This is a genomic window from Rathayibacter sp. AY1A2, assembly GCF_002930935.1.
Taxonomy (GTDB): Bacteria; Actinomycetota; Actinomycetes; order Actinomycetales; family Microbacteriaceae; genus Rathayibacter.
On sequence record NZ_PSTP01000006.1, the window covers coordinates 1 to 18246 of the forward strand.

Below are 18246 nucleotides of genomic sequence, written 5' to 3' on the forward strand. Positions count from 1 at the left end.
TCGCGCAGACGCTTCTTGCGGCGGGGAGCCGCAGCCGGGGCGCCGTGCACCGCGATCCGGGGGGCAGGGCCGGCCGCCGCCGCGCCGGCCCCCGCTGCCGCCGCGCCCGCCGCCTCCCCCGAGCCCACCGACTCCAACCCCGGCTACGTCACCCCGCTCGTGCGCAAGCTCGCCGGCGAGAACGGCATCGACCTCTCCACCCTGACGGGAACCGGAGTCGGCGGCCGCATCCGCAAGCAGGACGTCCTCGACGCGGTCGAGGCCGCCAAGTCGGCTCCGGCCGCCCCGGTCTCGGCGCCCGCCGCCGCAGCCGCCAAGGCCGCGCGCACCCCGCTCGAGACGTCGCCCCTTCGCGGCACCACGCAGCCGATGTCGCGCCTGCGCAAGGTCCTCGCGCAGCGCGCCGTCGAGTCGATGCAGACGAGCGCCCAGCTCACCTCGGTCATCGAGGTCGACGTCACGGCGGTCGCCCGCTTCCGCGACTCGGTCAAGAAGAGCTTCCAGGAGAAGACCGGCGCCAAGCTGTCCTTCCTCCCGTTCTTCGCCCTCGCGGCGGCCGAGGCGCTCAAGGCCTACCCGGTGATCAACTCGACCCTCGACGGCGAGTCGATCGTCTACCCGGACCACGAGAACATCAGCATCGCCGTCGACACCGAGCGCGGCCTGCTGACTCCGGTCCTCAAGAACGCGTCCGAGCTGAACCTCGCGCAGATCGCCTCCACCATCGGAGACCTGGCCGAGCGCACCCGCAACAACAAGCTGAAGCCCGATGAGCTCGCCGGCGGCACCTTCACGCTGACCAACACCGGTTCGCGCGGGGCCCTGTTCGACACTCCCGTCGTGTTCCTGCCGCAGACCGCGATCCTCGGCACCGGCATCGTCACAAAGAAGCCGGCCGTCGTGCAGGTGGACGGTGCTGACGCGATCGCGATCCGCTCGACCGTCTTCCTCGCGCTCTCGTACGACCACCGCACGGTCGACGGAGCCGACGCGGCGCGCTTCCTGGTCGCGATCAAGGAGCGCCTCGAGGAGGGCTCGTTCGAGAACGACCTCGGCATCTGAGACGCTCCCCCTGAGCGCGCCTCTCACGAGGCCGCTCCGGTGTAGACGTCGCGGATGAGCCAGCCGGCCTCCGTCCTGATGATCAGGACGGAGGCCGCTGTCGTCCCCGGGGCCGTCCGGAGGTGCACGACCGCCGATGCCCCGTTCACGTCGACGAGGACGGCCGATGCCTCCCCCGTCTCCGGGACAATGGAGGAGGGGCCGTCCGCTGCGTCGCCGAGCGGCGAGTCCGCCGTGACCAGCCCGCGGGCGCACTCCCGATCCCCGCACGCGCGCACCGCGTCGATCAGCACCTCCGCCGCTTGCTCGGCGTCGAGCGAGGCCGCCGCGACCGGAGCCGGCGGCGCCGCGGTCGCCACAGCAGGCGGAGCCGACCGAGCCGGAACGGGCGCGGCTGCGGTCGACGCCTCCGCATCCTGCACCTGCCGACCGGGCCCGCCCGCGAGCGAACCGGCGAGCACCGCTCCCAGCACGATCGCCGTCCCGACGGAGAGCGGTCCCCGACGCCGGACGACGAACGCCCGGAGGCGGTCCTGCCAGCCGTCGAGCGGATGGACCCGCCTGTGCCGGGCAGCCGGAGCGGGCACCGCCTCCCGACCCCGTGCATCCGCGCCGGACGTCGGCAGCGCCCGCACCGCCTCGCCTATCCCCTGCGGATCAGCGAGTCCGTAGAGGTTGCCCTCCAGCGCCAGCAGGTCGCGGTGCCGCGCGAGGGCGGCGACCGGCAGCTCCGGGCAGAGCATCCCGAGGCGCTCCAGGACCCGCTGCAGCGCGTCGCGCGCCGCACGTGGGGTGTCGACGACGGGCGTCGTCAGCAGCAGCAGCGGCCGACCCTCCTCCGTCAGGCCGATGTCGTCCGTCGTCGGAGCCAGCCATGCTCCCTCGAGCGCGGCCGACCGGACCGCGCCCACCACGGGGGCGAGGAGGGTGACCGCGGCGCCGAGTCCGATCCCCCGCTCGACCCGCAGGAACCTCTCGAGCGTGGCGACGACGGGAGGGGCGGTCGAGACGATGCACCTCCTCGGAGAGGACTCCACCCGGACGATGCGCTCGCGGTGGCGGTGCTCGGCGAGCCGAGCCACCGGCGACGCCTGCAGCGCCTCGGCCTCCCGCGGCCGCATCGTCCGCTCGGCCGATGGTGCGGCGTCCGGCGCAGGCGTCCGCCGCCTCCCCGTCCGCGCTCCGCCGATCCTCCGGCCCTGGACCGTCCCGCTGCTCGTCATGAGGCGAGCCTGACCGCAGGCCGAGGCGGAGGACGCCCGCCGATCCCGATCGGTGGAGGGATCGGTGCACGTGCCCTCTGTGGAGGAGCCGGATCCGCGTCCGGGGTCCGCCGCCGCGCTCCCGCTCGGTATCCTTGACGTCATGGCACGCAGCACGGAACCGTCGACGAAGGCGGTCAAGGAACCCGGACGTCTCAAGCAGATGTGGCAGGTGTTCCAGATGACCCGCCGCTACGACAGCAGCGCCGTCTGGATCATCCTCCTCGCGCTCCTGCTCCCGATCCTGCTCGGCGTGCTCCTCGGCATCCTCCTCGGCAACGGCAACGGCTTCGTGATCGCGCTGTGGATCATCGTGGGCGTGATGGCCGGCCTGGTCGCCGGACTCGCCGTGCTCTCGCGTCGCGCCGAGCGCGCCGCCTACGGGCAGATCGCCGGGCAGCCCGGCGCGGTCGGCGCCGTCCTGCGCAGCGGACTGCGCGGCACCTGGACCGGCGGCGAGATGCCCGTCGCCGTCAACGGCAAGACCCAGGACGCCGTCTACCGCGCCGTCGGCCGCGGAGGCGTCGTGCTGATCGCGGAGGGCCCCGCCTCCCGGACCAAGCGCATGCTCGAGGACGAGCGGCGCAAGGTGTCGCGGATCCTGCCGAACGTCCCCGTCACCTTCGTGCACGTCGGCTCCGACGCCGATGCGACTCCGCTGCACAAGGTGCCGAGCCGCCTCTCGAAGACGAAGAAGGTCCTCACCAAGGCCGAGGTCCTCGCGGTGAAGAACCGGCTCTCCTCGCTCAACACGTCGCTGCCCATCCCGAAGGGCGTCGACCCCTTCAAGGTGCGCCCTCAGCGATCGCGCTGACGCACGACACGACAGGCCGGTCGGGATCTCTCCCGGCCGGCCTGCTCCGTCTGCGGCGCGAGTCAGTAGCGGACGAGAACCGTCCCGGCCACCTTGTCGTGGAAGCCGCGCTGGTCCGAGTCCCAGACGAGCGCCGGCACCAGCACGGCCAGCAGCACCGAGCGCACGATCGGGCGCCACACGCCGACCCAGCCCCCGCCGAGACGGATGACGCGCATCCCGAGCAGGCGGTGCCCGATGCTGCCGCCGATGGTGGGGATGAAGACGACCTGCAGCAGGACGAACAGCAGCAGGCTCGCCCAGCGGTCGTAGTCGAAGAACGCGAGCGACAGCAGAGCGGCGACGGCGAAGTCGACGGCCAGGGCGGCGATGCGGCGGCCGGACCGTCCGACCGAGAGGCGGCCCTCTCGCGGGAGGCCGAGACGCTCCCCCGGGTACGAGCTCGGGGCGGCGTCGGCGAAGGTCCTGCGGTCGGCGGCTGGCATCCTCCGATCCTATCCGCGGCGTCTCGGAGCGGACCGAGGAGCGGGTGGTCCGGCCGGCGACGTGGAGCCCGACCCCGGACGATCCCCGTAACATGTCGGAAACAACAGGGACACGGTGGGGAAACCCCCCGTCACTACCCTGGAACGGCTGCGCTCTGCAGCACCCCGTCACGCCATTGGAGACCTTTGCATGTTTAAAGATTCTTCCGAGGTGCTCTCGTTCATCAAGGACACGGACGTCAAGTTCCTCGACATCCGGTTCACCGATCTCCCCGGTGTCCAGCAGCACTTCAACATCCCCGCCTCGACTGTCGATGAGGAGTTCTTCTCCGTCGGTCAGCTCTTCGACGGGTCCTCGATCCGCGGATTCGCGAACATCCACGAATCGGACATGCAGCTGATCCCTGACGTGACCACCGCCTACGTGGACCCGTTCCGCGTCGAGCGCACGCTGATCCTCGTCTTCGACATCTACAACCCGCGCAACGGCGAGATCTACTCCAAGGACCCGCGTCAGGTCGCGAAGAAGGCCGAGAAGTACCTCGCGTCGACCGGCATCGCCGACACCGCGTTCTTCGCCCCCGAGGCGGAGTTCTACATCTTCGACGACGTCCGCTACGAGATCACGCAGAACTCCGCGTTCCACTCCGTCGACTCGGTCGAGGGCGCCTGGAACTCGGGACGCGTCGAGGAGGGCGGCAACCTCGGCAACAAGACGCCCTACAAGGGCGGCTACTTCCCGGTGAGCCCCGTCGACAAGCAGGCCGACCTCCGCGACGACATCTGCCTCAAGCTGATCGACGCCGGCCTCATCCTCGAGCGCTCGCACCACGAGGTGGGCACCGGCGGCCAGGCCGAGATCAACTACCGCTTCGACACGATGGTCCACGCGGCGGACGACATCCTGAAGTTCAAGTACATCGTCAAGAACACGGCCGAGCAGTGGGGCAAGACCGCCACGTTCATGCCGAAGCCGCTCTTCGGCGACAACGGCTCGGGCATGCACACCCACCAGTCGCTGTGGAACGACGGCACGCCGCTCTTCTACGACGAGAACGGCTACGGCGGTCTCTCGGACCTCGCGCGCTGGTACATCGGCGGCCTGCTCAAGCACGCCCCCGCCGTCCTCGCATTCACGAACCCGACGGTCAACTCGTACCACCGCCTGATCCCGGGCTTCGAGGCGCCGGTCAACCTGGTCTACTCGGCCGGCAACCGCTCCGCGTCCATCCGCATCCCGATCACGGGCACGAATCCGAAGGCCAAGCGCATCGAGTTCCGTGCGCCCGACGCCTCCGGCAACCCGTACCTCGCGTTCGCCGCCCAGCTGATGGCGGGCCTCGACGGCATCAAGAACCGCATCGAGCCGCACGAGCCGGTCGACAAGGACCTCTACGAGCTGCCGCCCGAGGAGGCGAAGCTCATCCCGCAGGTCCCCGCGACCCTGGGCGAGGCGCTCGACGCCCTCGAGGCCGACCACGACTTCCTCCTCCAGGGCGGCGTGTTCACTCAGGAGCTCATCGACACCTGGATCGAGTACAAGCGCGAGAAGGAGATCAAGCCCCTCGCGCAGCGTCCTCACCCGTTCGAGTTCGAGCTGTACTACGGGGTCTGATCCCGCAGTACTGCCGAAGGGCCGTTCCTCCTCGGAGGGGCGGCCCTTCGCCGTCCCCGGCGCGCGGGCGTCAGCGGTAGGAGGGAGCGTCTCCCGCGGCCGGCCCGTAGAACAGGCGCTCGAAGACCGCGCGGGAGCGGCGGGTCACGCCGAGGTAGTCGTCCTCGAGCTCCGTCGCGGACCCGGCCGGGTACTCCAGCAGGCGCGCGACGCCCTCGAGCTGCCGGCGGTCGGTCGGGAGGACGTCGCTGGTGCGGTTGCCCCAGAGCGTGGTGCCCGAGCGGACACGGGACGCGAGGATCCACGCGGCGCGCAGCCGCTCCGCGTCCTGCGGGCCGACCATGCCCTCCTCCTCCGCGACCGCGAGGGCGGTGAGGGTCGAGGTGGTCCGCAGCGCCGGGGTCCGCCGCGCGTGCTGCAGCTGGAGGAGCTGCACCAGCCACTCGACGTCGCTCAGCGATCCACGGCCGAGCTTGAGGTGACGGCGGGGGTCGGCGCCCTGCGGCAGACGCTCGCTCTCGACCCGTGCCTTGATCCGCTTCACCTCGCGGATGTCGCGGTCGGAGACCGCTCCCGGGTAGCGGACCCCGTCAGCCAGCTCCTCGAAGTCCTCGATGAGCGCCTGGTCCCCCGCCACTCCCCGCGCCCGGAGCAGCGCCTGCGCCTCCCAGGTCAGCGACCAGCGGGCGTAGTAGGCGCGGTAGGAGTCGAGGGAGCGCACGAGGGGCCCGTTCTTGCCCTCGGGCCGCAGATCGGCGTCGAGGTCGAGCGGCAGGCGGGAGTCCTCCGTGAGCCGGACCAGCTCGGCGACGACGAACTGCGAGTAGAGCTGGGCCTGGTGCGGCTCGGCGGTGCCGGGTCGCTGGACGTACATCACGTCGGCGTCGGAGCCGAAGCCCAGCTCCGCTCCCCCGTACCGGCCCATGCCGATGATCGCGAACTCCGCGTCGGCGCCGGGCCGGGTCGCACTGCCGCGCCGGATGGCGGCGAGCACGCCGCCCAGCAGTGCGCTGATGATGTCGGTGAGGCTGGTCGCGATCTCCTCGATCGAGCTGAGACCGAGCACGCCCCCCATGGCGGTCCGCAGCACCTCGCGCCGGCGCATCGAGCGGAGGACTGAGGCGACCGCGTCGGGCGTCTCGTGCCGGGCGAGCACGGCGCGCACCTCCTCGGCGAGCTGGGCGGCGCTACGGGGGCGGAGGGCGTCGTCGTCCTCGAGCCAGGCCGCCGACTCCGGGATGCGGTCGAGCAGCTCGCCGACGAAGCGCGATCCGGAGAGCACCGTGGTGAGCCGCTTGGCGGCTCCGGACGAGTCGCGCAGCATCCGGAGGAACCAGGGCGTCCCGCCCAGTGCGTCGCTGAGGCGCCGGAACGCGAGCAGGCCGTAGTCGGGGTCCGGTCCGTCGGCGAACCACTGCAGCATCACCGGCACGAGGTGGCGCTGGATGCTCGCGCGACGCGAGACGCCCGAGGTCATCGCGGCGATGTGGCCGAGCGCCCCGCGGGCGTCCGCGAAGCCGATGGCGGCGAGGCGCGCCTCCGCCTGGCCGGTGGACAGCTCGGCGCCGCCGTCGGAGAGCGCGGCGACCGCGGAGAGCAGCGGACGGTAGAACAGGCGCTCGTGCAGGCCCCGGACGCGGTGCTTGATCCCGTTCCAGACGCTCAGCAGCTCCTCCGCCGTGCGGGCGAGCCCGCTGGAGCGGGCGAGGGTCCGCAGCTCGTGCTCGTCCCGCGGCATCAGGTGCGTGCGTCGCAGGCGCCGCAGCTGGAGGCGGTGCTCGAGCAGCCGGAGTGCTCGGTAGTCCTGCGCGAACTCCTCGGCGGCGGAACGGCCGATGTACCCGCGGTCGGCGAGGGCGCCCAGGGCGAGCAGAGTCCCGGGCATGCGGATCTCGTCGTCGGTCTGCCCGTGGACGAGCTGGAGCAGCTGCACCGTGAACTCGATGTCGCGCAGGCCGCCGGGCCCGAGCTTGATCTGGTAGTGGACGTCGTTCTGCGGGATGTTCTCGGTGACCCGCTCCCGCATCCGCTGCACCGACTCGACGAAGTTCTCGCGGGAGGCGCTCGACCAGACCTTGGGCGCGACCGCGTCGACGTACGCCCGCCCCAGCTCCTGGTCGCCGGCGAGCGGACGCGCCTTGAGCAGCGCCTGGAACTCCCAGCTCTTCGCCCACCGGTCGTAGTAGGTGATGTGCGACTCGAGGGTGCGCACGAGCGCGCCCTGCTTGCCCTCCGGGCGCAGGTTCGGGTCGACCTCCCAGAGCTCCGGCTCCATCGCCAGCGCAGAGGTTCCGCGCATGAGGAGCACGGCGAGCCGGGTGGCGACGTCGATCGCACGGGCGTTCGTCAGCTCCTTCTCCGGGTCGCCCTCGGCGACGAAGATCACGTCGACGTCGCTGACGTAGTTGAGCTCGGACGCTCCCGCCTTGCCCATGCCGATGACGGCGAAGCGGGTGGCGGCGACCTCGTCGCGGCCGAAGCGACCCGGGCCCGCGCCCTCGACCAGCTCGGTCCGCGCCACGGCGAGGGACGCCTCCAGCGCGGCTCCGGCGAGGTCGGCCAGCGCCCTCGTCACCCGGTCGATCGCCGCGACGGGGTCGGCCTGGCTCAGGTCGTGGACGACGATCCTGGTGAGGAGGCGGCGGTACCGCACGCGCAACGCCGTCCAGCCCGCCTCCTCCCGGAGCGACGAGAAGCCGTCGACGGCGCCGACCGACTCGAGCAACTCGGCCTTCATCTCGGCGCGCCCGGGGAGCGTGCGCACCGGCTCGAGCACGCTGGCCAGCTCGTCGGGCCGGCGCTGGAGGAAGTCGGCGAGGCCGGAGGAGGCCCCCACCACCAGAAGCAGCCGGGTCAGGGCCTCGTCGTCGGCGAGGACCGCGTCCATGCTGTCGCGGTGCCGTCGCAGCAGGTCGATCAGAGCGAGCAGCGCCTCGTCCGGGTCCGCCACCCGGGCGAAGGAGGGCAGCACCGACTCGAGCTGCCGCCCGGCCAGCTCCTCCGCCTCGGCCAGCCGTGCCCCGGTCTCGCCGAGCGCGGCGAAGCCGAGGCGTGCGACATCGCGGAGGGAGCGTTCGCGGGGCATGGCCGAGGCGTCAGAGCATCTCGAGATTGCTGCGCAGCTCGTACGGCGTGACCTGGGCGCGGTACTCGGCCCAGTCCTTCCGCTTGTTGAGCAGCACGAAGTTGAACACCTGCTCGCCCAGCGTCTCGGCCACGAGCTCGGACTCCTCCATCAGCGAGATGGCGCGGTCGAGGCTGGCGGGCAGGGCGCCGTAGCCGAGCGCCCGGCGCTCCGCGTCCGACAGGGCCCACACGTTGTCCTCAGCCTCGGCCGGGAGCTCGTAGCCCTCCTCGATGCCCTTCAGCCCGGCTGCCAGGAGCAGCGAGTACGCCAGGTAGGGGTTCGCCGCGGAGTCCAGCGCCCGGTACTCGATGCGCGACGACTGCCCCTTGTTGGGCTTGTAGAGCGGAACGCGCACGAGGGCGGACCGGTTGTTGTGGCCCCACGAGACGTAGCTGGGCGCCTCGTCGCCGCCCCAGAGCCGCTTGTAGGAGTTGACGAACTGGTTCGTCACGGCGGTGATCTCGGGGGCGTGCTTGAGCAGGCCCGCGATGAACTGACGGCCGAGCTTCGAGAGCTGGTACTGGGCGCCCTGCTCGTAGAACACGTTCACGTCGCCCTCGAAGAGCGAGAGATGCGTGTGCATGCCCGAGCCGGGGTGCCCGGAGAGCGGCTTCGGCATGAACGTCGCGTAGACGCCCTGCTCGATCGCCACCTCCTTGATCACGGTGCGGAAGGTCATGATGTTGTCGGCCGTGGTGAGCGCGTCCGCGTAGCGGAGGTCGATCTCGTTCTGGCCGGGGCCCGCCTCGTGGTGGCTGAACTCGACCGAGATGCCCAGATCCTCCAGCATGCGCACGGAGCGGCGGCGGAAGTCGTGCGCCGTGCCTCCGGGGACGTTGTCGAAGTACCCGGCGGAGTCGACCGGCTCCGGACCCTCGGCGCCGAAGGACGACGACTTGAGGAGGTAGAACTCGATCTCGGGGTGCGTGTAGAAGGTGAACCCGCGCTCGGCCGCCTTCGCCAGCGTGCGCTTGAGCACGTTGCGCGGGTCGGCGACGGCGGGCTGGCCGTCGGGCGTCGTGATGTCGCAGAACATCCGCGCCGTCGGGTCGATCTCTCCGCGCCACGGGAGGATCTGGAAGGTCGACGGGTCCGGATGCGCGAGGACGTCGGCCTCGAAGGAGCGGGTGAGGCCCTCGATGGCGGAGCCGTCGAAGCCGAGCCCCTCCGCGAACGCGCCCTCCACCTCGGCCGGCGCGATCGCGACCGACTTCAGCGTGCCGACGACGTCGGTGAACCAGAGGCGAACGAATTTGATCCCTCGCTCTTCAATGGTGCGAAGAACGAAGTCCCGTTGCTTGTCCATCCAGACCCCTCCTGTTTCGACCCTCAGGCTACTGCCTCCGACCGGGGCCCGCGGGGCGCCCGAGGCGCGCCGTAGACTGGCGCCCATGTCAGCGCAGCCCGTGAAACGCGTTCGAACCCGCCACTTCCAGAACGCGAAGGACTCCGGTGTCCGCATCACCGGGCTGACCAGCTACGACCAGCTGACGGCGAAGATCTTCGACGACGCCGGGATCGACTTCCTCCTCGTGGGCGACTCCGCCGGCAACACGGTGCTCGGCTACGACACCACTCTGCCCGTCACCGTCGACGAGCTCATCCCGCTGGCGCGCGCCGTCGCAGGAGCCGTCGAGCGCGCCTTCGTCGTCGCCGACATGCCCTTCGGCTCCTACGAGTCGGGTGCCGACGACGCGCTGCACACGGCGTTCCGCTTCATGAAGGAGACGCACGCGCACGCGGTGAAGCTCGAGGGCGGGGTCCGCTCCGCCGAGCAGATCCGGCGCATCGTCGAGGCGGGCATCCCCGTGATGGCGCACATCGGCTTCACGCCGCAGAGCGAGCACGGGCTCGGCGGCCACATGGTCCAGGGGCGCGGCGAGGGCATCGAGCAGCTGCTCGCCGACGCGCGAGCCGTCCAGGAGGCCGGGGCGTTCGCCGTCGTCCTCGAGATGGTGCCCGCGGACGCGGCACGTCAGGTGACGGAGGAGCTGCGCATCCCGACGATCGGAGTCGGAGCGGGACCGCACGTCGACGGACAGCTGCTCGTGTGGACGGATTTCGCCGGATTCACCACCGGCCGCATCCCCCGCTTCGTGAAGCAGTACGCGGATCTGCGCGGCGTGCTCACCGGAGCGGTCACCGCGTACCGGGACGACGTGGAGTCCGGCGCCTACCCCGGCGCCGAGCACAGCTACGAGTAGCCGCGGTCAGCGGTCCTCGGCGGCGTCCTCCTCGGCCCACTTGCGGCTGTTCTCGTGCAGCCGCTCGACGGCGTGCTCCGCCTCCTCGCGAGAGGAGAAGGGTCCCACCCGGTCGACGGAGGGGGACACGAATCCCTGCTCCACCGTGCCGGCCTTGAGGTTGTACCACCAGGAGTTCGCGTCGCCGTCAGCCATGCCGCGATCCTACGCCGCAGCCCGCGTCGGTCCGCACCCCCGCCCTTCGCTAGCATGGCCGCTATGACTGCTGCGGCGACCGCCATCGGGATCGACATCGGGGGAACGGGCATCAAGGGGGCCTCGGTGGACCTGGCCGCGGGCACTCTGCTCAGCGACCGGATGAAGCTCGCCACTCCCCCGGGCGGCACGCCGAAGGACATCGTCGCCACCGTCCAGCAGATCCTCGAGAAGATCCCGGACCTGCCCTCGGACACCCCGGTCGGCATCTGCTTCCCCGCCGTCGTCGTCCACGGACGGACGATGTCGGCGGCGAACGTGTCGGACGAGTGGATCGGCCTCGAGGCCGAGAAGCTGTTCGAGGACGCGATCGGCCGGAACATCTTCTTCGTCAACGACGCCGATGCGGCGGGCTACGCCGAGTCGCGCTTCGGAGCGGCGAAGGACAAGGAGGGCCTGGTCATCATGACCACCCTCGGCACCGGCATCGGGACGGCGCAGATCCACGACGGGATCCTCATCCCCAACGCTGAGCTCGGCCACCTCGAGATCCACGGCGGCGACTACGAGAAGAAGGCCTCGTTCGCCGCCAAGGAGCGCGACGACCTCGACTACAAGCACTGGGCGAAGCGGCTGCAGCGCTACTACTCCCACCTCGAGGCGCTGCTCTGGCCCGATCTCTTCATCGTCGGCGGCGGCATCTCCAAGCACCACGACGAGTTCCTCCCGCTGCTCGACCTGCGTACCCCGATCATCCCGGCGGCGCTCCGCAACAACGCCGGCATCCTCGGCGCGGCCGCGCTCGCAGGGCGGGGCTGAGTCTTTTTCCTCGGCGGTCCCCGCCCGCCGAGGCGCGGTCGGCCTCGGGAGGTGACGCGTTCCGGGGAGCGGGGTGCGGACGGCTACGGCGAAACGCTGGCACGCGTTTCGCCGGTTCGCCTGGTGCGTGGCGCCATGGCGCACGGACGTGATCGGACCTTCGGGGTCCAGCGGTCGCGGTGAGCCACGACGGGGCGGGGGCACCTGGTCCTCGGCGGCGATCCGCAGCGGCGTCTCAGGACCGTCCTCCGGGACCGTCGCCTGCCGGACGTCGTGCTGCACCGCTTCGTCCGCAGGAGGCAGCGCGAGAGATGGACCGCGCCAGTCCTGTCGAGTGGCGGCGCAAGGATGTATCGAGACCCCGGAACCGCCACGGCAGGCCGTCGCGCTGCCTGCGGGCGGGAGCGCGAGCTCGGCGACCGGCGGAGACGCGAGATGCCCCGCCGGGGCGGGGCATCTCGTGGCGAAAGGGTCGGCTGATACGCCGGGTTCTGTTCACGCCGCGCCTCTCGGCGGGCGCTGGACGGCCATCTCTCTCGGAGCCACGTCGCCGTGACCCTCCAGCGGTCTACCCGAGGACCCGACGAGCAGCCGCATCGTCCTCTGTCTGACCTTGCTCCGGGCGAGGTTTACCGAGCGGACCGGATCACTCCGGCCCCTGGTGGTCTCTTACACCACCGTTTCACCCTTACCGCCGGCCGGAGCCGACGGCGGTCTGTTCTCTGTGGCACTGTCTCGCGGGTCGCCCCGGGTGGGTGTTGCCCACCGCCCTGCTCTGCGGAGCCCGGACGTTCCTCGGCACCACGGCTCTCGCCGCGGTGACGCGACCGTCTTGCCGGCCCGTTCGCCAGTCCAGTGTAAGGCTCAGGCGAGGGTGGACTCCTCGCCGCGCACCAGGATGCAGCCGCTGTCGGGGCAGAGGACGACCTCGTCGGGAGCGGAGGCGCGGATCCAGGAGAGGTCCGACTCGGTGAGGGCCACGCCGCTCCCCTCCGACACCTTCCCACGGAGGAGGGCCGCGCCGACCCCGTAGCGGGCGCGCTGCTTCTCGTACAGCTCGACCAGGTCCTCCGGAAGCGTCGTCACCAGGTCGGCGCGGTCCCGGGCGAGCGCCTCCTGCTTGTCGCGGAGCTTCTCGGCCTGCGCGTCGCGCTCCTCGGCGAGGGTCCCGAGCGAGGCGACGACCTCGTCGCGCTCGGCCTGAGCCGCGGCGACCTCGGACTCGATGCCCTCGATCCGCTCCATCAGGGTCAGCTCGATGTCCTCGAGGTCTCCCCGTCGCTTCACGAGGGAGGTGATCTCGCTCTCGAGCGCGGCGATGTCCTTGGCCGCGGAGGCGGTCTGCAGGCGGTCGCGATCGCGGGTGAGCCGCTTCTCGACCACGCCGACGTCGGACTCGACGCGCCCGAGCTCGGTGCGCACGTCCTCGAGGCGCCCTGTGCGCTCGGCGAGGGAGCGGCGGGTCTCGTTGTCGCGGGCCTGCATCGCCTGGATCCGCGCGATCTGCGGGAGCGTCGCGAGGGCGTGGCGCAGCTGCGCGCCCCTCGTGTCCAGACTCGCCAGAGTCAGGAGTTCGCGCTGGTGTGCGGGGCTGGCTTTCACGTGGCGGTCCTCGTTCCCGGCGCGCAGTACGGGCGCGCCGCGTCCATTCTCCCGCGCCCGCGGCGGGTCAGTGCACGATCGCGAAATCCCACGGGTCGGTGCGGGTCTCGCTCACCTCGACGGTGACCGTGGGCAGGGCTTCCCGCAGCGCGGTCGCGGCGACGTCGAGCCACAGCCACTCGCTCGCCCAGTGCGAGACGTCGATGAGGGCGGGGCCGGTGCCGTGCAGGGCCTTCTCGCGCGCCTCGGACGCCGGGTGGTGCCGGAGGTCGGCGGTGATGAAGACGTCGCTCGTGCGGACGGCGGGGGCGTCCAGGAGCGAGTCCCCCGCTCCCCCGCAGAGCGACACGCGGCGCACGGGTGTCTCGTAGGCGCCCGCGGCCCGCACTCCCCCTGCGGTGGCCGGCAGGAGCTCGGCCACGGCTCCGGCCAGGCGTCCGAGCGTCACCTCCTCGGGCAGGTCGCCCACTCGGCCGAGCCCGATCGACGGGTCGGCGCCCGGGACGAGCGGCGTCGTGCCGGTCAGGCCGAGGCGGGTCGCGATCACGTCCGAGACGCCGTCCGCGACGATGTCGGCGTTCGTGTGGGCCGAGATCAGTGCGCAGCCGCCCCGGATGAGGTCCGCGAGCAGGCGGCCCTTGTAGCCGTCCTCGGCGATCGAGGTGACGCCGCGCAGCAGCAGCGGGTGGTGCGCGACCAGGAGCTGGTATCCGCCGTCGACGGCCTCCGCGACGGTGTCGGAGACCACGTCGACCGTGAGCAGGATCCGCTCCACCGCGGCGTCGGGGTCGCCGGTGACCAGGCCGGGCGTGTCCCAGCTCTCGGCGGCCGCCTCCGGCCAGAGACGGTCGATGACGGCATGGACGTCGCGCAGTGAGGGCATGCGTCCAGGGTAGGGCCGCTCAGCGCGGGTGGTCGGTCTCCACGGCGCGGATCGCGGCGTCTGCGTCGGCCGCCGCGTCGAGGTCGGCTCGCAGGTGGTCGTCCGACTCCGGCACGCGGACGGTGATGCCGCTGTACCGCTCGATCTCGATCAGGCCCGCGACTCCGGAGGCGGCGAGCACGTGGCCGCCGATCCCTCCGGTGGTGTCGACGACGTGCGTGTGCAGGCCGGCGACGCTGATCCCCTGGAACGGCTGCGGGCCGACGAAGCCCAGCAGCGTGCCCTCGACGCCGGTCAGCCGGACCTCGTGCTGGTCGCGCATCGCGTCCGCCAGGCGGCGGTAGGGCTCCGCCTGCGCGATCGGCCGGCGCAGGGTCGGCGTCTCCGCCGCGCGCGCAGGCGGACGCCGACGAAGACGTCCGGGCCGGGCACGAGCGAGCGCACCGCGGCCGGTCCGCCGAGCGGCGTGATCGGGAGCCGTCGCGGCGCACGGTCGGTGGTCCGTGCTTGCCTGGGGACCATGAACGAGTACCTCCCCTGGGCCGTCGCGGCCGCCCTGCTCCTGGCCCTTCTCATCACGGTCGTCGCCGGCCGCCGACGGCGCACTGCGGCGAGAGCGGCGGCGGAGCAGGCCGCGGAGGAGGCCTCGGAGGAGCACCAGCGAACGATCACCGAGCGCGACCGGAGCCACGAGGCGGCGCTGAAGGCATTGACGGGCGCGCGCGACGCCGAGCGCGACCTCAGTCGGACCGAGCTCGAGACGGCGCAGGAGGAGGCCGAGCAGACCCGTGACGCGCTCGCCAGGACCTGGAGCAGCGAGGCCGTCTCGCACACCCTGATCCGGGAGGCGTGCGCCTCGGCGGGGCTGTCCGGCGTTCTCGCCACGAACGTCGTCTTCGTACCGGTCGAGGCGCGCACGACGCGCCGCTTCCTCGCGCAGATCGACCATCTGCTGCTCACCCGGCACGGCGCGCTCATCATCGAGGCCAAGTACTGGCAGGGGGTCGTCTTCGACGGCGTGCGACCCGGTACCGTCCACCCCTCCTACGGCGTCCTCCTCGACGAGGATGCACTGCCCGAGGCCTTCGCGGTTCAGATCGCACCGGGGACGGTGTCGCGGTGGACGGTGCGCACGCATGTCGAGCAGCACGTCCCCGCCCGGCAGGTCCGGATCCAGGCCGCGAGGCTCAAGGAGCACCTGGCCCTGAACGGTCTGCCCACGCCGTGGTTCGAGACGGCCGTGCTCTACAGCCACCCCGACGTCAGGACGTACGCGCCCGGATGGCAGGGCACGGGAGCGGCACGGACGAGGATCCTGACGGGAGTCGACGAGTTGACGGACGCTCTGGCCGATCTCGCACGGCGCCCGGGCACCACGATCGGGGAGGACGCCTGGGGCGAGCTCTCCGGATTCCTCGCCGGATGCTGCGGCCATGTGGAGCCGGTCGGGCCGACCCGTGCATGACCAGCAGGGGGACCCGGTGGCCGGACGGGAACGGTCCTGGCTGGCCTGACCGGCCTGAGCCGGACAGGACGGCGCCGGACAGGACGGCGCCCGACCCTGTAGCGCCGGGAACGACGAAGGTCCGCACTCCCGGAGGAGTGCGGACCTGTTCGGTGGATCCGAGGGGATTCGAACCCCTGACCCCCTGCATGCCATGCAGGTGCGCTACCAGCTGCGCCACGGACCCATGTTCTGTTTTGTCTTGCTTCGTCATGTCTTTCGCTGTCTCCGCCCGGCGGAAGCAACTCGAATAAACTACAACACGATCCGCGTGAAGTGAAATCGAGCGCTGTCGCCGGGCGTGTTCGTCAGTTCGAGGACGTCGACGAGTCGACGGCGACGGGCTGCTCGAGGGTGAACGGCACTGTCGGGCAGTCCTTCCAGAGGCGCTCGAGCGAGTAGTACATGCGGTCCTCCTCGTGGAAGACGTGCACGACGAGGTCGCCGAAGTCGAGGAGGATCCAGCGGCCCTCCGCACGGCCCTCGCGGCGCAGCAGCTTGGCGCCGGAGTCGTTCAGGCGGTCCTCCACCTCGTTCGCGATCGCGACCACGTTGCGCTCGGAGCGGCCGGTGGCGAGGAGGAAGATGTCGACCAGCGGCAGCGGACCCGAGACGTCGAGGGCGACGAGGTCCTCACCGCCCTTGGAGTCGGCGGCGGTGGCCGCGAGCTGGAGCAGGGCGCGGGCGGAATCGGTCGCAGTCATGAAGCCTTCAGTGTCGGTGGTGGAGATCAGAAGATGTTGAGCACGAAGCCGCCGATGAACAGCGCGATCGCGCCGACCAGCAGGACGGCCGCGGTGATCGCGAGGACCACCGGGACGCTCACGCCGGCGCGCTTCTGCGGCGCGATCATCGAGGTGCCGGCGGCGTGCGTGGAGACGGCGCTGGACGCCCGGACCGGCTCGGACTCGCCGGCGGGCTGCTCGCGGTCGATGCGGTCGACGTAGCGGTCCACATCGGGCGAGTCGTAGAGGTTCGGGTGCTGGCCCGTGGAGCCGAGGCTGCGCGGGAGGTCGAACGAGCCGGTGACGAGGATCTCCCCCGTGTCCGTGCCGACGGGCGCGCCGGGACCCGTGGTCGGCAGGATCAGCGCGTTGGTGGTGGTGACGGCACCGGTGGCGGCGACTCCGCTCGCGATGAGGGAGTCGAACGAGGCGTCCACCTCCTCCTTCGACTTGCTGTCGAGCTCCTCGGTGATGGCGAGGTGCTCGATCGGCGGCTCGAAGCTCCCGGTGATCTCGGTGGCCTTCTCGTCGGCGATGTCGAGGGATCCGCCCACCGACGCGAAGAGCGCGGTGTTCAGGTGCGGCTGCTCGGGCTGCTCGCCGGCCGTCGGCTGCTCGTCGTCCGCGTCCCGCTCGTCGGAGGCGTCCGCGGACGGCGTCTCTTCGTCGGCGGAGGAGCTCTCGATCTCGGCCTCGTGCACCTCGGCCGCGTCGGCCTCGTCGGCGTCCGCGGTCGCATCGGTGGCGGACTCGTCCGCCTCCTCCTCGGACGCCTCGGGGGCGTCCTCGGTGACGACGTCCTCGTCGCCCTCCGGCTCCTGCTCCGCTGCACCCTCGGGCACCGGCTCCGCATCACGGGACTCGTCGGCCGCCTCGATCACGGGGACCGCCCCGGTCGGCGGGAGCGCCGAGGCACGCTCGAGGGCGCCCTCGACGTCGTCGGAGCGCTCGTCGTCCGACCGCTCCTCGTCGGCGGGCGGCTCCGCCTCCGGTGCGGCGGCGACCTTCTCCGCCTGCTGCTGCGCCAGCAGTGCGCGCAGCTCCCGACGGGTCAGCTGGCGGCCCGTGGCGTTCTCGGTGGCGACGATCTCCATCGAGGAGGTGCGCAGGTCGGGCTCGCTCGCGGGGCTCGGCTCGACGGGGGTGATCCGCAGGGCCTGGGTGGGGGTCAGCACCGGCATGTCGCCGGCGGTGGTGGCGGTCGCGGTCGCAGCTCGGCGGGACGTCGTCGGAACGGCGGCGGTCGTGGCCGCACCGGCCTCGCGCCTCTCGCGCTCGCGGATCTCGCGCCGGGTGAGCGGCTTCTCCTCGGGCTGAACTGTCATGACGTGCTCCGATACAGGTGGTGCTTCGAGATGTACTGGACGACACCGTCGGGAACCAGGTACCAGACCGGATGACCCCGGTTGACGCGGCTCCGACAGTCGGTCGAGGAGATCGCCAGTGCCGGAATCTCCAATAAGGATACGTCCTGGGCCGGCAATCCCGAAACGTTGAGGACGTGCCCCGGCCGGCTGACGGCGACGAAGTGGGCCAGCTCCCACAGCTCGTCGTAGTCCTTCCAGCTCAGGATCTGAGCGACCGCGTCCGCGCCGGTGATGAAGAACAGCTCGGCGTCGGGGTGCGCGGCGTGGATGTCGCGCAGGGTGTCGATCGTGTAGGTCGTGCCGATCCGGTCCACGTCGACGCGGCTGACGGTGAAGCGCGGGTTCGACGCCGTCGCGATCACCGTCATCAGGTACCGGTGCTCGGCGGCGGTCACCGTCTTCTTGTGCCACGGCTGGCCGGTGGGCACGAAGACGACCTCGTCCAGGTCGAACGACTGGGCCACCTCGGAGGCGGCGACCAGGTGACCGTGGTGGATCGGGTCGAAGGTGCCGCCCATCACGCCGATGCGCGGACGCCGCGGGCCTCCGCTCGCGGCGGACGTCACGATCGCTGGGCTCCCC

General features: G+C 71.5%; 17 protein-coding genes, 1 tRNA gene and 1 other RNA gene. 6 read left to right on the forward strand and 13 right to left on the reverse strand.

The genetic code is table 11. The features are described 5' to 3' along the window. Positions 1–1062 (forward strand): 2-oxoglutarate dehydrogenase, E2 component, dihydrolipoamide succinyltransferase (gene sucB / locus C5B93_RS07405; RefSeq protein ID WP_104292141.1); only part of this gene is annotated, 1062 nt, incomplete at its 5' end. Positions 1063–1085: 23 nt separating this feature from the next. Here the strand turns inward: sucB and C5B93_RS07410 are convergent. After that, positions 1086–2285, reverse strand: coding sequence for a hypothetical protein (locus C5B93_RS07410; RefSeq protein WP_146078458.1), 1200 nt, complete (start codon positions 2283–2285; stop codon positions 1086–1088). A 142-nt stretch (positions 2286–2427) separates the two neighbouring features. Here C5B93_RS07410 and C5B93_RS07415 point away from each other — a divergent pair, with 142 nt between their 5' ends. Continuing rightward, positions 2428–3138, forward strand: coding sequence for a DUF4191 domain-containing protein (locus C5B93_RS07415; protein ID WP_104223728.1), 711 nt, complete (start codon positions 2428–2430; stop codon positions 3136–3138). Between the two features lie 62 nt (positions 3139–3200). On the opposite strand, the gene C5B93_RS07420 is transcribed toward C5B93_RS07415, so the two are convergent. Continuing rightward, positions 3201–3623 (reverse strand): RDD family protein, encoded by a 423-nt coding sequence (locus C5B93_RS07420; RefSeq protein ID WP_104223667.1) that lies wholly within the window; start codon positions 3621–3623, stop codon positions 3201–3203. Between the two features lie 190 nt (positions 3624–3813). Here C5B93_RS07420 and glnA point away from each other — a divergent pair, with 190 nt between their 5' ends. Continuing rightward, positions 3814–5238 carry a type I glutamate--ammonia ligase gene (gene glnA / locus C5B93_RS07425; protein WP_104223668.1) on the forward strand — a complete coding sequence of 475 codons (1425 nt, stop codon included), beginning with the start codon at positions 3814–3816 and terminating at the stop codon, positions 5236–5238. A 70-nt stretch (positions 5239–5308) separates the two neighbouring features. On the opposite strand, the gene C5B93_RS07430 is transcribed toward glnA, so the two are convergent. Both C5B93_RS07430 and C5B93_RS07435 read right to left on the reverse strand, forming a co-directional pair. Then, the gene (locus tag C5B93_RS07430; protein ID WP_104292143.1) at positions 5309–8323 is read right to left on the reverse strand and encodes a bifunctional [glutamine synthetase] adenylyltransferase/[glutamine synthetase]-adenylyl-L-tyrosine phosphorylase; all 3015 of its coding nucleotides are present in this window, start codon (positions 8321–8323) and stop codon (positions 5309–5311) included. Between the two features lie 10 nt (positions 8324–8333). Beyond that, the gene (locus C5B93_RS07435; RefSeq protein ID WP_068253236.1) at positions 8334–9671 is read right to left on the reverse strand and encodes a glutamine synthetase family protein; all 1338 of its coding nucleotides are present in this window, start codon (positions 9669–9671) and stop codon (positions 8334–8336) included. Between the two features lie 85 nt (positions 9672–9756). On the opposite strand from C5B93_RS07435, the gene panB reads away from it, so the two are divergent. After that, positions 9757–10569: a 3-methyl-2-oxobutanoate hydroxymethyltransferase gene (gene panB, locus C5B93_RS07440; RefSeq protein ID WP_104226711.1), complete on the forward strand. Its 813-nt coding sequence runs from the start codon at positions 9757–9759 to the stop codon at positions 10567–10569. 6 nt (positions 10570–10575) lie between these two features. On the opposite strand, the gene C5B93_RS07445 is transcribed toward panB, so the two are convergent. Further along, complete coding sequence (locus C5B93_RS07445; RefSeq protein WP_104257397.1) at positions 10576–10764, reverse strand: hypothetical protein; 189 nt, start codon at positions 10762–10764, stop codon at positions 10576–10578. 63 nt (positions 10765–10827) lie between these two features. Here C5B93_RS07445 and ppgK point away from each other — a divergent pair, with 63 nt between their 5' ends. Next, positions 10828–11583, forward strand: coding sequence for a polyphosphate--glucose phosphotransferase (gene ppgK, locus C5B93_RS07450; RefSeq protein WP_104239180.1), 756 nt, complete (start codon positions 10828–10830; stop codon positions 11581–11583). A 464-nt stretch (positions 11584–12047) separates the two neighbouring features. Here the strand turns inward: ppgK and rnpB are convergent. From rnpB to C5B93_RS17865, 4 genes are all read right to left on the reverse strand, one after another. Further along, an RNA gene (gene rnpB / locus C5B93_RS07455) (RNase P RNA component class A) lies at positions 12048–12426 on the reverse strand. Positions 12427–12447: 21 nt separating this feature from the next. Continuing rightward, positions 12448–13185 carry a zinc ribbon domain-containing protein gene (locus C5B93_RS07460; protein ID WP_104292144.1) on the reverse strand — a complete coding sequence of 246 codons (738 nt, stop codon included), beginning with the start codon at positions 13183–13185 and terminating at the stop codon, positions 12448–12450. Positions 13186–13252: 67 nt separating this feature from the next. Continuing rightward, positions 13253–14068 carry a Nif3-like dinuclear metal center hexameric protein gene (locus tag C5B93_RS07465; RefSeq protein ID WP_104292145.1) on the reverse strand — a complete coding sequence of 272 codons (816 nt, stop codon included), beginning with the start codon at positions 14066–14068 and terminating at the stop codon, positions 13253–13255. A gap of 19 nt (positions 14069–14087) precedes the next feature. Continuing rightward, positions 14088–14390: an acetolactate decarboxylase gene (locus C5B93_RS17865; protein ID WP_374953136.1), complete on the reverse strand. Its 303-nt coding sequence runs from the start codon at positions 14388–14390 to the stop codon at positions 14088–14090. A 198-nt stretch (positions 14391–14588) separates the two neighbouring features. On the opposite strand from C5B93_RS17865, the gene C5B93_RS07470 reads away from it, so the two are divergent. Further along, a complete protein-coding gene (locus tag C5B93_RS07470; RefSeq protein ID WP_146078459.1) occupies positions 14589–15533 on the forward strand; it encodes a nuclease-related domain-containing protein in 945 nt (314 codons plus the stop codon). Positions 15534–15686: 153 nt separating this feature from the next. On the opposite strand, the gene C5B93_RS07475 is transcribed toward C5B93_RS07470, so the two are convergent. From C5B93_RS07475 to nadD, 4 genes are all read right to left on the reverse strand, one after another. After that, a tRNA-Ala gene (locus C5B93_RS07475) sits at positions 15687–15759 on the reverse strand. A 121-nt stretch (positions 15760–15880) separates the two neighbouring features. Beyond that, positions 15881–16276, reverse strand: coding sequence for a ribosome silencing factor (rsfS, locus tag C5B93_RS07480; RefSeq protein WP_104223676.1), 396 nt, complete (start codon positions 16274–16276; stop codon positions 15881–15883). Positions 16277–16302: 26 nt separating this feature from the next. Beyond that, on the reverse strand, positions 16303–17622 hold the full coding sequence (locus C5B93_RS07485) for a hypothetical protein (protein ID WP_146078460.1): 1320 nt from the start codon (positions 17620–17622) through the stop codon (positions 16303–16305). After that, the gene (gene nadD / locus C5B93_RS07490; RefSeq protein WP_104292148.1) at positions 17619–18230 is read right to left on the reverse strand and encodes a nicotinate-nucleotide adenylyltransferase; all 612 of its coding nucleotides are present in this window, start codon (positions 18228–18230) and stop codon (positions 17619–17621) included. The genes C5B93_RS07485 and nadD overlap by 4 nt, the downstream gene beginning before the upstream one ends. Positions 18231–18246: the final 16 nt, after the last annotated feature.

Bases quoted from the DNA above. Each gene is read 5' to 3' on its own strand.
- C5B93_RS07410 (WP_146078458.1), bottom strand. From the start codon at position 2,285: ATGACGAGCAGCGGGACGGTCCAGGGCCGGAGGATCGGCGGAGCGCGG.
- C5B93_RS07415 (WP_104223728.1), top strand. From the start codon at position 2,428: ATGGCACGCAGCACGGAACCGTCGACGAAGGCGGTCAAGGAACCCGGA.
- C5B93_RS07420 (WP_104223667.1), bottom strand. From the start codon at position 3,623: ATGCCAGCCGCCGACCGCAGGACCTTCGCCGACGCCGCCCCGAGCTCG.
- glnA (WP_104223668.1), top strand. From the start codon at position 3,814: ATGTTTAAAGATTCTTCCGAGGTGCTCTCGTTCATCAAGGACACGGAC.
- C5B93_RS07430 (WP_104292143.1), bottom strand. From the start codon at position 8,323: ATGCCCCGCGAACGCTCCCTCCGCGATGTCGCACGCCTCGGCTTCGCC.
- C5B93_RS07435 (WP_068253236.1), bottom strand. From the start codon at position 9,671: ATGGACAAGCAACGGGACTTCGTTCTTCGCACCATTGAAGAGCGAGGG.
- panB (WP_104226711.1), top strand. From the start codon at position 9,757: ATGTCAGCGCAGCCCGTGAAACGCGTTCGAACCCGCCACTTCCAGAAC.
- C5B93_RS07445 (WP_104257397.1), bottom strand. From the start codon at position 10,764: ATGGCTGACGGCGACGCGAACTCCTGGTGGTACAACCTCAAGGCCGGC.
- ppgK (WP_104239180.1), top strand. From the start codon at position 10,828: ATGACTGCTGCGGCGACCGCCATCGGGATCGACATCGGGGGAACGGGC.
- C5B93_RS07465 (WP_104292145.1), bottom strand. From the start codon at position 14,068: ATGCCCTCACTGCGCGACGTCCATGCCGTCATCGACCGTCTCTGGCCG.
- C5B93_RS17865 (WP_374953136.1), bottom strand. From the start codon at position 14,390: ATGCGCGACCAGCACGAGGTCCGGCTGACCGGCGTCGAGGGCACGCTG.
- C5B93_RS07470 (WP_146078459.1), top strand. From the start codon at position 14,589: ATGAACGAGTACCTCCCCTGGGCCGTCGCGGCCGCCCTGCTCCTGGCC.
- rsfS (WP_104223676.1), bottom strand. From the start codon at position 16,276: ATGACTGCGACCGATTCCGCCCGCGCCCTGCTCCAGCTCGCGGCCACC.
- C5B93_RS07485 (WP_146078460.1), bottom strand. From the start codon at position 17,622: ATGACAGTTCAGCCCGAGGAGAAGCCGCTCACCCGGCGCGAGATCCGC.